Origin of the sequence: Vibrio sp. 10N.222.55.A1 (assembly GCF_041473835.1) — a bacterium.
Classification (GTDB): Bacteria; Pseudomonadota; Gammaproteobacteria; order Enterobacterales; family Vibrionaceae; genus Vibrio; species Vibrio crassostreae_C.
The window spans coordinates 959-15,654 of the sequence record NZ_JBFRSX010000037.1 but is presented as its reverse complement, the minus strand read 5'-3'; the positions used below and the strand labels follow the sequence as shown (position 1 = coordinate 15,654).

The window sequence follows — 14,696 nt, the reverse complement described above, 5'->3', positions numbered from 1 at the left end:
ACGCTTATTCTCGATGATAAGGGTGGTTAGCAGTGATGCTCCAAGCTCGATACAAGCTTTCAGCCATGATAACGCGTACTAATGGGTGAGGGAGAGTAAGCGCAGACAGAGACCAACTTTGGTCTGCGGCCGCTTTACATGCAGGTGCTAATCCTTCAGGCCCGCCAATTAGGATAGATACGTCACGTCCATCCAGCTTCCAACTTTCTAATTGCTCAGCAAGTTGAGGTGTATCCCACTTTCTACCTGGGATATCGAGCGTGACAATACGGTTGCCTTTTGGAACTGCAGCCAGCATCGCTTCACCTTCTTTTTGAAGAATGCGTGCAATATCTGCATTTTTACCGCGCTTTCCTGCAGTAATTTCAATGAGCTCTAATGGCATATCGTGAGGGAAGCGGCGTTTGTATTCTTGAAACCCTTCTTCAACCCACTTTGGCATTTTTGTGCCAACTGCGATTAACTGGATCTTCAAAGCTTAGCCCCAAAGTTTTTCTAGTTGGTACAGCTCACGATGCTCTTCTTGCATAACGTGAAGCATGCTTGTGCCCATATCTAGAACAACCCATTCACCTTCTTGCTGACCGTCCATACCTAGAGGTTGCATACCCGCTTTACGCACTTCATCAGCAACATGCTGTGCAATAGAGGCAACATGGCGTTTAGAGGTGCCAGTACAAACAATCATGTAATCAGTAACGCTTGATTTGCCTTCTACATCGATAGTTACAATCGATTCTGCTTTCATGTCGTCGGCTTTGTCTGCAAGAAAATCTTTTAGTTCTTCACGTAACACTGGGTGTTCCTTTAATCTGAATTTAGCTTTGTTTAGGGCTTGTTGACCCTAGAATATAACACGCTTTTATGCGTGGAATGGTATTGAAGCTGAAGGGATACAAAACTCTACGCTTAACTGATGAATTAGTGGCCAAGGCGACTGCTCATATTGAGTTTTTGTCATCAATTCAGCTTGAGTGAGCAACGCGAACAAAGAGTGTAATTGAGAAATCGAAACTCTTGTTAGCGCGGCGTTATAAAGAGGCTTTTTAGATTGCCAGATACGGTGTTTTTCGAAGACCTGACCAATCGGCATCTGTTTCATTTGTTGCTGCATTTGTAATAGCAGAGCAAGCTCTCGTTGTATGCTACGTAATAAAATGACGGGTTCGACACCTTCAGCTTCTAGCTGACGCAGGATTCGTTGTGCTCGGTTACCTTTGCCTGCCAATAACGCATCACTCCAATGGAATGGAGTAAAATGGTTGTGTCGACTCAGCGATTCTTCTAAGCGTACTAACGTGAGTTTTCCATCTGGGTATTGGAGAGCCAGTTTTTCTAGGCTTTGGGTGAGAGCAAATAGATTACCCTCATGCCATTGCGCCAGCATTTGAATCGCTTCAGGGTCTGGCGTTAAACCGATTTGACGGCAACGCGCTTGGACAAACTGAGGTAACCGACTGACATCTGGCGTTAGGCAACTGACCCAGTGACCCTGATTCGAAAGAGCCTTAAACCACTTAGCGCTTTCTTGAGCTTTGGTGAGCTTAGTGCCCACCAAGATTAACAAGATATCACTGTGGATATGCTCGGAGATTGCGAGTAGCTCTTTCGCTATTGCGGCATTGACGCCTGACTCTGGCAGTTCAAGCTCGATGACCTGACGGCTAGAGAATAGGCTCAGTGCTTGAGTGCAGTCGTAGACTTGATTCCAGTCGAGACTGCTATCAATCGCAAAGCGGTGACGTTCTTCAAAGCCTTGCTGTTTTGCAGCCTTTTGAATCGCTTCTCGGCTCTCTTGCAACAGTAGCGGTTCGTTACCAAAAATTAGGTAAACATTACTCAACTGTTTAATAAGTTGCTCTGATAAGCGGTCAGCAAAAATACGCATCAAATAAACCTATTACTCAGCCGAATCGCTAAGTGTTGGTTGTTCTTCTGAAGCTGGTACGATCTCAACATTCTTGATGTTGTATTGCTTTTCGAGTTCTTTCACTTGAACGTGCTCTAGTGCATCTAGGTCCATGCTATCAGCTGCAATGTTCGCTTTTAGTCGAGCCATCTGACGAAGGATTTGGCTTGTTGCCAACTTACGCATCTCATCTTCGATCATGTCTCGTTCAACCGACTTCGCAAGTGCAGTTAGCGGGTTATCTAGGTAACTACGGGTTACGCTGGTTGAGAACGTCTTTGAGCCTAGATCCGGGACAGTTACGCGGTATGAAGCGCGGAATGTCAGTTCTTTCTCTGCTGCACGAGTGTTTTGGTATAGAGACAGAGTTCGCTCACCTACGCTCTCACTAATAATATGCAGGTTAGGTGTATTCTCAGCCGGTGGCACAATTTCTACATCATTCATACGCAGTTGACCTTTCATCATACGTGTAAACGTACTGTATTGGTCGTAACTGGTTACGGAGATCTTGTTGAGTTCTTCTGGTACGGAGTAATCACCACGTAGGTGGAAACCACACGCACTTAATAGGCTGACGGTTAAAACAACAACAGTAACTTTCAATGAAGATAGTGAAATCAGGCGCATTATTTGATGGCTCTCATGAAGGTAGAATACTTATTTAAAGGCTTTAGTTCGTTTGAGTGGTTAGGCTCAAGTCTAAAGCGCTTAAATAAGTAGACAGGGCAATTAGCTACCCTGTCTACAGACTGCTTTTGATGAATTAAGTTCGTTAATTCTTTAGCAATTGCATTGTGCTAACGAAATTAGTTAGCAACGATGTTTAGAAGCTTACCTGGTACGAAGATAACTTTACGGATAGTTAAGCCATCTAGGAACTTCTTAGCGTTCTCATCGTTTAGACCAAGCTCACGAACTTGCTCTTCTGTTGCATCAGCAGCAACGGTTAGTTTCGCACGTAGCTTACCGTTGATCATAACAACGATAGTTTTCTCGTCTTCAACTAGCGCTTTCTCATCGAAAGTTGGCCATGTTGCTGAGTCTACGTTTGATTCACCCAGTGCAATCCACATTTCGTAAGAGATGTGTGGCGTCATTGGGTAAAGCATGCGAACAACAGCTTTTAGCGCTTCATCAAGGATTGCACGATCTTGTACAGACTCTTGAGGTGCTTTCGCTAGCTTGTTCATCAATTCCATGATCGCAGCGATTGCTGTGTTGAACGTTTGGCGACGGCCGATATCGTCCGTTACTTTCGCGATAGTTTTATGGATATCACGACGAAGTGCTTTTTGGTCGCCAGATAGCGCAGAAGCATCAACAGATTCAGCAGCACCCTTAGAAGAGTGAGCGTGAACCAATTTCCAAACACGTTTAAGGAAGCGGTTAGCCCCTTCAACGCCAGACTCTTGCCACTCAAGCGTCATGTCTGCAGGTGATGCAAACATCATGAATAGACGTACTGTATCAGCGCCGTACTTGTCTACCATCTCTTGTGGGTCGATACCGTTGTTCTTAGACTTAGACATTTTGATCATGCCTGAGTGTTCAACTTCACGACCTTGATCGTCGACTGCTTTTTCGATGCGACCTTTACCGTCACGTTCAACCGTTACGTCAGTCGGTGCAATCCACTCTTTGGTGCCTTTTTCGTTTTCGTGATAGAACGCGTCAGCCAGAACCATGCCTTGACATAGTAGTTGCTTGAACGGTTCATCAGACGTCACGTAGCCAGCATCACGTAGAAGCTTATGGAAGAAACGAGAGTAAAGCAGGTGCATACAAGCGTGCTCGATACCACCAACGTATTGGTCAACTGGTAGCCAGTAGTTTGCTTTCTCTGGATCTAGAATGTCGTCTGCTTGCGGTGAACAGTAACGTGCGTAGTACCAAGAAGACTCCATAAACGTATCGAACGTGTCAGTCTCACGTAGAGCGGGTTCGCCGTTGAATGTTGTTTCAGCCCAAGACTTGTCAGCCTTGATTGGGCTCGTTACGCCATCCATTACTACATCTTCAGGAAGAATGACTGGCAGTTGGTCTGCTGGTACTGGGTGAACTTCACCGTCTTCAGTCGTAACCATTGGGATTGGTGCACCCCAGTAACGTTGACGAGATACACCCCAGTCACGTAGACGGAAGTTTACTGTCTTCTTACCTTTGCCTTCAGCTTCTAGCTTCGCAGCAATTGCATCGAATGCTTCTTGGAAAGCAAGACCATCGAATTCACCAGAATCGAACAATACACCTTTCTCTGTGTAAGCCGCTTCAGAAACGTCTAGCTCAGAACCGTCTTCAGGCTTGATTACTGGGATGATGTCGATGCCGTACTTAGTTGCGAATTCGTAGTCACGTTGATCGTGAGCAGGAACCGCCATTACCGCACCTGTGCCATAATCCATAAGAACGAAGTTTGCTACATATACAGGAACAACACGACCGTTAAGAGGGTGGATAGCCGTTAGACCAGTATCCATGCCTTTCTTTTCCATCGTTGCTAGTTCAGCTTCAGCAACTTTAGTGTTGCGACACTCTTCAACGAATGCTGCAAGCTCAGGGTTGTTTTGAGATGCTTTCTCTGCAAGTGGGTGACCTGCAGCGATACCAACGTAAGAAACACCCATTAGTGTGTCTGGACGAGTTGTGTACACTTCCAGTGGCGCTTCTTCACCGTTAACAGCGAAAGATAGCTCAACACCTTCAGAGCGGCCGATCCAGTTGCGCTGCATGGTCTTAACCATTTCAGGCCAACCTTCAAGGTTGTCTAAATCGTCTAGTAGCTCTTGAGCGTACTCAGTGATCTTAATAAACCACTGTGGAATTTTCTTTTGCTCTACTGGAGTGTCACAACGCCAGCAACAACCGTCTTCTACTTGCTCATTTGCCAGTACTGTTTGGTCGTTTGGACACCAGTTCACTGAAGATGTCTTCTTGTAAACCAGGCCTTTTTCGTAAAGCTTAGTGAAGAACTCTTGTTCCCAACGGTAGTACTCTGGAGTACACGTTGCGAATTCACGGTTCCAGTCGTAACCAAAGCCTAGAAGCTTAAGCTGGTTCTTCATGTACTCAATGTTTTCGTAAGTCCATGGTGCAGGTGCTGTATTGTTTTTAACAGCGGCGTTTTCTGCAGGTAGGCCGAATGCATCCCAACCAATTGGCTGCATTACGTTTTTGCCTTGTAGACGTTGGAAACGAGATACCACATCACCGATGGTGTAGTTACGCACGTGACCCATGTGCAGTCGGCCACTTGGGTAAGGGAACATAGAAAGACAGTAGAATTTTTCTTTGTTTGGGTCTTCACTTACAACGAAAGTCTCGCTGTTATCCCAGTGTTGTTGAACCTTTTGTTCAATCTCTTGCGGGTTATATTGTTCTTGCATCGATGGTATCCGGTTATCTTGGAATTTGTGAGTTCGGTTAGAACAGAATCTTACAGATCGTCATAGAATACCTAAAGGAGCTGAGTACAACAATAGTTATACCCTTCATACTTGCAGTTGCCGCTTAGTAGATTGTGTAATTTTCACTGAATTTCGCAGGGCAACTATACTTAAGAGTATGAATTGCATTTGTTTGTAAGCGGGAGTGCATTGCAGCGCATCCGTTTGCTCACTAAAAGGTTGGTTATCTTAAGGAGGTTGTTATGCCAAAGAAAAAAGCGCTCTATGAAGAAGTCGTCGAAGAGGTGATTGAAACGCTGAAGCATAGCCCTGAAGAGCTCAACAACAAAATCGAAACGTCGGGCAAGTTTGCGAAAGCAGCTAATGATATGACTAAAGATGAGCTTTCATTGATCTCTGCCTACGTGAAGTCGGACTTAAAAGAGTTTTCCGAAAGCTATGAAGAGAGTAAAAGCGGTCCATTCTATTTGATGATTGCGGACTCTATTTGGCAAGGGCTGTTGGATATTACTGATCGTACTAAGGTGGAATGGGTTGAACTGTTCCAAGACTTAGAACACCAAGGCTTGTATCAAGCGGGTGAAGTCATTGGCTTGGGAACCTTAGTATGTGACGAGTGTGGTCACCAAACCGAATATAACCACCCAACCAATATCATTCCATGCATTAAATGTGGTTCTAAAGGGTTTAGTCGTAAAGCCCTTAAACCGTAAGCTTCTGAACTATAGCGTATCAACGCAAAACCACAGCAATGAAAAAGGGTTGACCCGATCAGTCAACCCTCAAATCACTTTTCGTCGAATCTAGCTTTTTGGCTTTCTAATTACCCAACCAATCACCAAGCTGAGCATCGCCCAGATATACAGTGGCCAAGTACCTACTGTGTGATAAGGCGTTTGACCATCCGTTGAAATGAGTTCAGCTTTTAACACTGCCGTTTCAAACTGAGGTACTTGTTTGAGGATGTTGCCTTTGTAATCGGTAACTGCCGTCACACCATTGTTGGTCGAGCGAATAACTGGCTTACCAAGCTCCAGAGCACGCATCTGTGCGATTTCCATATGTTGCAGAGGGCCAATCGAACGACCAAACCACGCATCGTTAGAGAGCGTTAAAATAAAGTCAGTCTCGTCGGTTACGTTCTGTCTAACTTGATCATTAAAGATGATCTCGTAACACAACGCAGGCGCTAAGTGACGACCATTTGCCACGATGTTGGGTTGAACAAAGTCGCCACGGCTAAATGATGACATTGGCAAATTAAAGAAAGGTGCTAATGGGCGCAAGATATCTTCAAACGGCACAAACTCACCAAATGGTAACAGGTGGTGTTTATGGTAGCGTTCGTCTGGATCGTAGCTGTACTCACCATATGGATTCACGCCGATAGAAAGAACACTGTTGTAGTATTTCTTATCTTCAGACTGATTCAGTACACCGGTAATGATCGAGCTGTTGTTCATCTTCGCTGCGCTATCCAAGTTACGTAGGAAAGATGGGATCTCAACTTCGAATGCTGGAATAGCGGCTTCAGGCCAGATGATGATGTCCGCTCCCCAATTTTCTCTGCTTAGGTCGGTGTACTTCATCATGGTCGGCCAGCGATGACTCGGCAGCCATTTGCTGTCTTGATCGACGTTGCCTTGGATTAAGACGACTGACGTGGTTTTTTCAGGGTTCGGCGTGACCCAGTCGATGTTGCGAATACCAAAGCCTGCACTAAATACGACGGCGGGAATGAGAGCGATGCTCCAAGCTCGGTTAACAATCGCATAAGTGAATGCAGAGGCTGAAACAATGATCGCTAAAGTTACTAGATCTACGCCGCCAATCGGTGCAAATGAACCTAATGGCGAATCGATTTGGCTGTAGCCTAACCAAAGCCAAGGGAAGCCCGTCATTACCCATCCACGCAGCCAATCGCTGACTAACCACAATGCAGGAGCTGCGAGGAAAAAGCGGCTTAGGTTATTGGCAGGGAAGAATTTATTCAAACCCCAGGTAAATAGCCCTGAATAAACGGCTAGGTAGCCAACAAGCAATGCCATCAAAAATAGGTTGGCTGCCAGTGGCATGCCGCCAAAACCATCAATGCTGACGTATACCCAGCTGATACCTGTGGTGAATTGACCTAAACCCCATGCGTAGCCAATCCAAAGCGCACTTTTAGGAGAGCGGTTGTGGATCAGTAACAGCAACAAAGCTGGGCTGAGAATAGCAAGAGGCCATATAGAGTATGGAGCGAATGAAAGGGTGGTTATAGCGCCAACAAAAACGGCCGCAAGCGGCCGTAATAGGCGATGAATAAAGGTATTAGTCATCTAATTTCTGTCATCTCTTTAGAGAGAAGTTGTTATTCTTCGATAGTCGGAAGAGGCTGTTCGTCAGGAATGGTTACCTGTAGCTGAATCACACGACGGTTATCTGCTGATGTTATTTTGAAATGGTAGTTTTCGATTTCTACAATTTCGCCACGAACCGGCAGGTGGCCGAGTGCTGTCATAACCATGCCGCCTACCGTATCCACTTCGTCGTCACTAAAGGCAGTGTTAAACGTATCGTTGAACTCTTCAATAGTGGTTAAAGCTTTTACAGAGAAGGTATGCTTACTCAGCTTACGAATATCTAGCTCTTCTTCATCGTCGAACTCGTCTTCAATTTCACCAACGATTTCTTCGAGGATATCTTCAATGGTTACCAGGCCAGAAACTCCACCAAACTCATCGACAACGATAGACATGTGGTAACGCTCTTCTTGGAACTCCTTAAGCAGGCGATCAACTCGCTTACTTTCAGGAACAACCACGACAGGGCGAATCACTTGTTCGATATCAAATGGAGCACTTTCTGAACCCAAATACTTAAGTAGGTCCTTCGCTAATAGAATGCCTTCAACATGGTCTTTATCTTCACTGATCACTGGGTAGCGAGAGTGTTGAGCATCAGTAATGAGCGCAATCAATGTATCTAGATCATCTGTGCGTTCAACTGTAACCATTTGAGAGCGAGGCAGCATGATATCGCGTACTCGCATCTCTGAAATTTCCATAACACCCTCGAGCATGTCGCGTGTGTCGTGGTCAATTAGGTCATTAATTTCTGAGTCGCGGATTACATCTACGAGCTCTTGGCGATCTTTTACTTCACCTTGAAATAGTTGGCCTAGGCGTTCAAAGAAGGACTTTCTACTCGGACCTTCAGATTTTTTACTTCCCTCAGAAGTGGGGGGGTTACCTTCGTTCATGATTTCTCAAAAAATAACGCTATCAGAAGTGTGATAGCACACGTTACAACTCAGATTCCTGTGAAAATCACAGGTTCGATGAGTTATTGTTTCTCTGCAACCTACTTTACTAGAATCAATTTACTTTTCTAGAATGTAAGGGTCTTCAAACCCCATAGATTGCATGATTTCTGTCTCGAGTGACTCCATCTCTTCAGCTTCATCATCTTCGATATGATCATAACCTAGCAGATGCAGACTGCCATGTACAACCATATGAGCCCAGTGTGCTAGCAGAGGCTTACTTTGCTCTTCTGCTTCTTTTTCGACAACTTGGCGGCAGATAATGAGGTCGCCCAGTAGATCTAACTCGATCCCTGGAGGAGCCTCGAATGGAAAAGACAACACGTTAGTTGGCTTATCTTTGCCACGATATTCATGATTGAGCTGGTGGCTTTCTTGCGTATCAACGATACGAACCGTCAACTCAGCGTTCTCTTGAAACTGAGAAATTGTCTTGTCCAACCAAAGCTGAATATCTTGCTCAGTTGGAAGACCTTGCTCATTTTCGACTGCTATTTGCAGGTCTAGTTCAATAGACATCTATTTATCACCTTGTTCTGTAATCACAGAACTATTTTGTGTTGCTAATTGTGTCGTAACTGCCTGCTGAGCCTCAAGAAGTTTGGCTTCGCGCTCTTCACGTTTACGCTTTTCAAACTCTTTGCGCTCTTTCTGGTCTTTCGCTTCCCATTTCTCGTAGGCGTTGACGATACGAGCAACAACAGGGTGACGAACCACATCTTCAGACATGAAGAAATTAAAGCTGATGTCATCCACTTCACTCAGCACTTCAGTTGCATGACGTAGACCAGACTTCGCTCCACGAGGTAAATCGATTTGCGTAATGTCACCTGTGATAACTGCACGCGAATTAAAACCGATACGGGTTAAGAACATTTTCATCTGTTCTACCGTGGTGTTTTGGCTCTCATCAAGAATGATAAATGCATCATTTAGTGTACGGCCACGCATGTAAGCCAGTGGAGCGACTTCAATCACGTTACGTTCAATCAGCTTTTCAACACGTTCAAAACCGAGCATCTCAAACAGTGCATCGTAAAGTGGGCGCAAATATGGGTCGACTTTCTGGCTTAAATCACCCGGTAGGAAACCAAGCTTCTCACCGGCTTCTACAGCAGGGCGAGTCAGTAGGATCCTGCGAACCTCTTGGCGTTCAAGTGCATCAACTGCTGCTGCAACGGCTAAATAGGTTTTACCTGTACCTGCTGGCCCAATACCAAAGGTGATGTCATGGGTGACCATGTTCATTAGGTACTGTGCTTGGTTTGGCGTACGAGGTTTGATGACGCCTTTTTTAGTCTTAATGGTCACTTCTTTGCCGTAGTCGATTTCAGACTCGACGTGTTGTTCCAAAATGCCAGATTCGGTGACCGCCAGATGCACTTGCTCTGGTTCGATATCGATTATGTTGCCTTTAACTGGAGCCGTTTCAACATAGAGGTGTTTGATGATGTCTAAAGCAGCGGCTGCTGTGTGAGGCTTACCAACGATGGTGAAGAAGTTGCTTCGGTAATTAATCTCAACGCCAAGACGACGCTCAAGGTGTTTGATGTTGTCGTCGAATGGTCCGCATAAGCTAGCCAAGCGCTTGTTGTCGGCTGGCTCTAGATTTATCTCTAAGGTAACGATTTTATTGCTCAAATTAGCCTCTCATTTTGTGCCACTCGCTCTTAAATAAAACAAAGAGCAAAAAGCCCGATTTAGACCGGGCTTTTGATTGTGATATCCCTATTTCTAAGATGGTCACTTAGTTAGGTAATTTCAAGCTTTGTGTTTGCGCTTTGTGCTCAAACAGTTGTATTGCCTACGGTGTAAATGTCGCTACACCTAGCTCGTCTTCACGTTTTGTTTTTTCCATCATTTCTGCTGGAGTCATAACAACGCGTAGACCCATGTCTTTTTCTGTGCGAACTAGCTCACCACGTAGTGAGTTGGTGTAAACCTCAGTGATCTTCACATCTACGAACTGGCCGATTAGGTCTGCAGAACCTTCGAAGTTCACAACACGGCTGTTTTCTGTACGGCCGCGAAGTTCCATTAGGTTCTTTCTTGATGGACCTTCAACAAGGATACGTTGCTCTGTGCCTAGCATTAGACGAGAGAAGCGCATAGCTTGTGTGTTTACCGTTTGTTGCAGTTCGTATAGACGATCTTTCTTCTCTTGTGCTGGTACGTCACATGGGTAATCTGCCGCTGGCGTACCCGGACGAGGAGAGAAAACAAAGCTGAAGCTCATATCGAAATCAACTTCTTTAATTAACTTCATTGTATCTTGGAAGTCTTGTTTAGACTCACCAGGGAAACCAACGATAAAGTCAGAACTGATTTGAATATCAGGACGAGCTTTACGCAGTTTACGGATAATAGACTTGTACTCGATAGCCGTGTGTGGACGCTTCATCATCGTAAGAATACGGTCACTACCACTTTGTACTGGCAGGTGAAGGAAGCTCACTAGTTCAGGAGTATCTTTGTAAACTTCAATGATGTCGTCACCAAACTCAAGCGGGTGGCTAGTTGTGAAACGAATACGGTCGATACCATCGATAGAAGCAACAAGACGAAGCAGTTCTGCGAATGAACAGATATCGCCTTCGTGTGTTGGACCGCGGTATGCGTTTACGTTCTGACCTAGTAGGTTAACTTCACGTACGCCTTGCTCTGCAAGTTGAGCCACTTCGAACAGTACATCATCCATTGGACGGCTAACTTCTTCACCACGTGTGTATGGTACAACGCAGTAAGTACAGTATTTAGAACAACCTTCCATGATAGAAACGAATGCCGTCGCACCTTCAGCTTTTGGCTCAGGCAGGTTATCGAACTTTTCGATCTCTGGGAAAGAGATGTCCATTACTGGCTTTTCGTTAGACAGTGATGATTTAATCATCTCTGGCAGACGGTGCAGTGTTTGTGGGCCAAAGATAACGTCTACGTAAGGTGCACGTTGACGAATGTGATCACCCTCTTGAGTCGCTACACAGCCACCCACACCGATCACCACACCTTCTTTCTTATCTTTAAGCGTTTTCCAACGACCAAGCTGGTGGAATACTTTTTCTTGTGCTTTTTCGCGGATAGAACAAGTATTCAATAGTAGTACGTCTGCTTCCTCAGGTACTTCAGTTAGCTCATAGCCATTTGCAGCGTTAAGCAGGTCGGCCATTTTTGATGAATCGTATTCATTCATCTGACAGCCCCAAGTTTTAATTAGCAGTTTCTTACTCATTATATGTTCGCTCGATCGTTAGTTTAATTTAAGGGAGCAAATCGCCCATTATTCATCCGTTAGCTCCATATGTCATAATTCAGTATTCAATTTTATGACAGGCTCTAGCGGCAAGCGGCGTATTGTACTGGTTTCAAAACCGACTGACTAGTAGTCTGAACAAATCTCTTATGTAGTGGTTTTTATTATCGTTAACGCCATATGCCATAAGGGATAACCCTTTTTTCGAATAAGGTTTTTGGTTACAAGTTAGTTATGAAAAAGTACAATCAAAAACAGTCAAAGAATCAAACTGATAAGTACAAAATATGAACAGTTACGATATTGTAGTAGTCGGTGGCGGCATGGTTGGCGCAGCAACAGCTATCGGTTTTGCAAAGCAAGGTCTGAGTGTTGCGGTAATCGAAGGTTTTGCCCCACAAGCTTTTGATGAGTCACAAGCGATGGACATTCGTGTGTCAGCGATTTCTCAAGCATCGGTCGAGTTGCTTGAAGATCTTGGTGCATGGCAAAGTATTGCAGCGATGCGAGTGTGTTCATATAAGCGTTTAGAGACGTGGGAACACCCAGAGTGTCGTACTCGGTTTGATGCTGCATCACTGGACCTTCCTCGTTTGGGCTATATCGTTGAGAACAGACTCATTCAATTAGGTTTATGGTCTCAATTTGCTGAACATGACAACCTCGAATTGCTATGTCCAGAAAAGCTCGATGAGATTGAGTTTGGTGAAACCAATATCGTTAAGCTTCAATCTGGGGCTGAGCTATCCGCGAAATGGGTGATTGGTGCGGATGGCGCGAATTCAGCCGTTCGTCAACAAGCTTGTATCGGTATTACTGCTTGGGACTACCGCCAGCACTGTATGCTTATCAACGTAGAAACCGAGCAGCCTCAGCAAGATATTACTTGGCAGCAGTTTTTACCAAGTGGTCCTCGTTCATTTTTGCCTTTGTGTTCTCTAACCTCTGACGGTCAAGAAATCGGGCAGGGGTCATTAGTTTGGTATGATTCTCCACTGCGTATTAAGCAACTGTCAGCAATGACCCCTGAAAAACTACGTAACGAAGTACTTTCTCACTTTCCTAAAGAGTTAGGTGATATTAAAGTCTTGAATTCGGGTTCTTTTCCTCTGACACGACGTCATGCTCAATCATATTCGAAGAATAACTGTATTTTAGTCGGGGACTCTGCACATACGATCAACCCATTGGCAGGGCAGGGTGTTAACTTAGGCTTTAAAGATGTATCAGTACTGTTGGATGTCACCAACGAAAAGGGTGAATTGAATCAGTTTGTAGCAAGACGTTATGAAGTGATGAGAAGAGGCGACAACCTAATGATGCAGAGTGGCATGGATTTTTTCTACAAGACATTCAGCAACGACATTGGTCCGCTCAAGTTTGCACGTAATGCTGCGCTAAAATTAGCAGAGAACTCTGGGCCGATTAAAACCCAAGTATTGAAATACGCCTTAGGCCTTTAATTTATTAGTTCAGATTATCTATATAGAGAAGGAGAGCAGATGCTCTCCTTTTTTGTTTGGTGCTGAGTGCTATAACTGCTGTGTAACGCAAACCGGTGCGTCGATCTCTAAAGAGTATCCTGTATAAACCAAAGACCCATCCTCATTATTTCGTTTGAATGAGGTGATGTTATTGGAGTGTTGGTTTGCTGCGATAACCCATCGTCCGCAGTCAGTAATATGAAAATCGCGAGGGAAGTTGCCTTCAGTATTATAGCTATCAATAAAAATAGGCATTTTTATTGTAGGCTCGATTCTGAAGCAACTGATCCTTGATTGGTGTCGACAAGATACATAGAGGAATTGCTCATCCGGCGATAGTTTTATCGCAGCCGTAGCTTCTCCTTTCTCCATATTGGGAAGCGCATCAATTTCTTCTACGATATTCCATACACCCAAAGCCTTTTCCAACATAAGTATCGATTCAGAGAGCTCACAGATCACATAGGCTCTGTCTTCTGCTTTGTTAAAGATTAAATGGCGAGGTCCATTGCCGGCTGGCACTTTAATAGACTGCATAGGCTCGTCTAGAAACTCTTTCTGTTCTTCATCAAAGCAATAGAAGTTGATTCGATCAGCGCCAAGGTCGACGGTGACAAATTGTGGCGAGTTTTGTAAGAACAGGCATTGGTGGGCGTGCGGGCTAGTTTGTCTCTCTTTGTTCGGCCCTGAACCCACCATAGCAATCGTTTTGAGTCGCTTATCGATATTGCCATTAATACTTAAACTAAAAATATCGAATGTGCCTGATGAGTATTGCGACGTGATAGCAAACTTATTGTGTGGATCTATCGTGATGTGACAGGGGTGACCGCCAGCGATAGTACCGGAGTTCTTAACCGTCTTTGAGTTAGGGCTAGGAATATGAATCAGCTGCGGCTGTTTTGGCTGATCAATTTCAGACGCGGTATAGATGCCAAGTTTTGTCGCTACGACAAAAGACGGGTTAGTGCACTCTGCAACGAGCTCTAAAGGTAATAGCTTTCCGCTTTCCAAGTCTAATTGAGCCTGATATACGCCTTGGCTTTTACTGGGAGTGTCTGTGTAGCAACCGATCGTTAGGGTGAGGTTTTTCATAGGGCAGTCATACTCAATTAGAAAATGGAGCAGACATTGTCTTATAAAAAAGTCATGAAGTGATTAGATAGGGAGAAATACTTGGTGACGGAGTTATCAGATTTACATATTCCAGATAAAAAACAAAACCCAGCTAAAAAGCTGGGTTTCATTCAATAATGGTGCGGTCGGAGAGACTTGAACTCTCACACCTCTCGGCGCCAGAACCTAAATCTGGTGCGTCTACCAATTCCGCCACGACCGC

Annotated in this window: 13 protein-coding genes and 1 tRNA gene; 2 read left to right on the top strand and 12 right to left on the bottom strand. The window is 44.7% G+C overall.

The window, feature by feature from the left end:
- Window positions 1–4: 4 nt before the first annotated feature.
- The 5 genes from rlmH to leuS all read right to left on the bottom strand — a co-directional run bounded on the left by rlmH (window position 5) and on the right by leuS (window position 5,295).
- A complete protein-coding gene (rlmH, locus tag AB4493_RS12645; protein WP_017068506.1) occupies window positions 5–475 on the bottom strand; it encodes a 23S rRNA (pseudouridine(1915)-N(3))-methyltransferase RlmH in 471 nt (156 codons plus the stop codon).
- A 3-nt stretch (window positions 476–478) separates the two neighbouring features.
- Window positions 479–796 carry a ribosome silencing factor gene (gene rsfS, locus AB4493_RS12640; RefSeq protein ID WP_004735247.1) on the bottom strand — a complete coding sequence of 106 codons (318 nt, stop codon included), beginning with the start codon at window positions 794–796 and terminating at the stop codon, window positions 479–481.
- A 66-nt stretch (window positions 797–862) separates the two neighbouring features.
- On the bottom strand, window positions 863–1,888 hold the full coding sequence (gene holA, locus AB4493_RS12635) for a DNA polymerase III subunit delta (RefSeq protein ID WP_017068505.1): 1,026 nt from the start codon (window positions 1,886–1,888) through the stop codon (window positions 863–865).
- A 12-nt stretch (window positions 1,889–1,900) separates the two neighbouring features.
- Entirely contained in the window at window positions 1,901–2,539 is a 639-nt protein-coding gene (gene lptE / locus AB4493_RS12630) for an LPS assembly lipoprotein LptE (RefSeq protein ID WP_017068504.1), read from the bottom strand.
- A 179-nt stretch (window positions 2,540–2,718) separates the two neighbouring features.
- Window positions 2,719–5,295: a leucine--tRNA ligase gene (gene leuS, locus AB4493_RS12625; protein WP_372155088.1), complete on the bottom strand. Its 2,577-nt coding sequence runs from the start codon at window positions 5,293–5,295 to the stop codon at window positions 2,719–2,721.
- Between the two features lie 263 nt (window positions 5,296–5,558).
- Between leuS and AB4493_RS12620 the strand changes: the two genes are divergently transcribed.
- Window positions 5,559–6,029, top strand: coding sequence for a zinc ribbon-containing protein (locus AB4493_RS12620; protein WP_017062329.1), 471 nt, complete (start codon window positions 5,559–5,561; stop codon window positions 6,027–6,029).
- 90 nt (window positions 6,030–6,119) lie between these two features.
- On the opposite strand, the gene lnt is transcribed toward AB4493_RS12620, so the two are convergent.
- The 5 genes from lnt to miaB all read right to left on the bottom strand — a co-directional run bounded on the left by lnt (window position 6,120) and on the right by miaB (window position 11,852).
- Complete coding sequence (gene lnt, locus AB4493_RS12615) at window positions 6,120–7,637, bottom strand: apolipoprotein N-acyltransferase (RefSeq protein WP_102394094.1); 1,518 nt, start codon at window positions 7,635–7,637, stop codon at window positions 6,120–6,122.
- A 32-nt stretch (window positions 7,638–7,669) separates the two neighbouring features.
- Window positions 7,670–8,560 (bottom strand): CNNM family magnesium/cobalt transport protein CorC, encoded by an 891-nt coding sequence (corC, locus tag AB4493_RS12610; protein WP_012603382.1) that lies wholly within the window; start codon window positions 8,558–8,560, stop codon window positions 7,670–7,672.
- A gap of 120 nt (window positions 8,561–8,680) precedes the next feature.
- Complete coding sequence (gene ybeY / locus AB4493_RS12605) at window positions 8,681–9,142, bottom strand: rRNA maturation RNase YbeY (RefSeq protein WP_372155086.1); 462 nt, start codon at window positions 9,140–9,142, stop codon at window positions 8,681–8,683.
- On the bottom strand, window positions 9,143–10,264 hold the full coding sequence (locus tag AB4493_RS12600; RefSeq protein WP_048663673.1) for a PhoH family protein: 1,122 nt from the start codon (window positions 10,262–10,264) through the stop codon (window positions 9,143–9,145). It abuts the gene before it with no gap.
- Window positions 10,265–10,427: 163 nt separating this feature from the next.
- Entirely contained in the window at window positions 10,428–11,852 is a 1,425-nt protein-coding gene (gene miaB, locus AB4493_RS12595) for a tRNA (N6-isopentenyl adenosine(37)-C2)-methylthiotransferase MiaB (protein ID WP_012603385.1), read from the bottom strand.
- A gap of 308 nt (window positions 11,853–12,160) precedes the next feature.
- Between miaB and AB4493_RS12590 the strand changes: the two genes are divergently transcribed.
- On the top strand, window positions 12,161–13,336 hold the full coding sequence (locus AB4493_RS12590) for a 2-octaprenyl-3-methyl-6-methoxy-1,4-benzoquinol hydroxylase (RefSeq protein WP_372155083.1): 1,176 nt from the start codon (window positions 12,161–12,163) through the stop codon (window positions 13,334–13,336).
- A gap of 69 nt (window positions 13,337–13,405) precedes the next feature.
- On the opposite strand, the gene AB4493_RS12585 is transcribed toward AB4493_RS12590, so the two are convergent.
- Together AB4493_RS12585 and AB4493_RS12580 are read right to left on the bottom strand one after the other, a co-directional pair.
- Window positions 13,406–14,452: a lactonase family protein gene (locus AB4493_RS12585; RefSeq protein WP_372155081.1), complete on the bottom strand. Its 1,047-nt coding sequence runs from the start codon at window positions 14,450–14,452 to the stop codon at window positions 13,406–13,408.
- A gap of 159 nt (window positions 14,453–14,611) precedes the next feature.
- Window positions 14,612–14,696, bottom strand: a tRNA-Leu gene (locus AB4493_RS12580).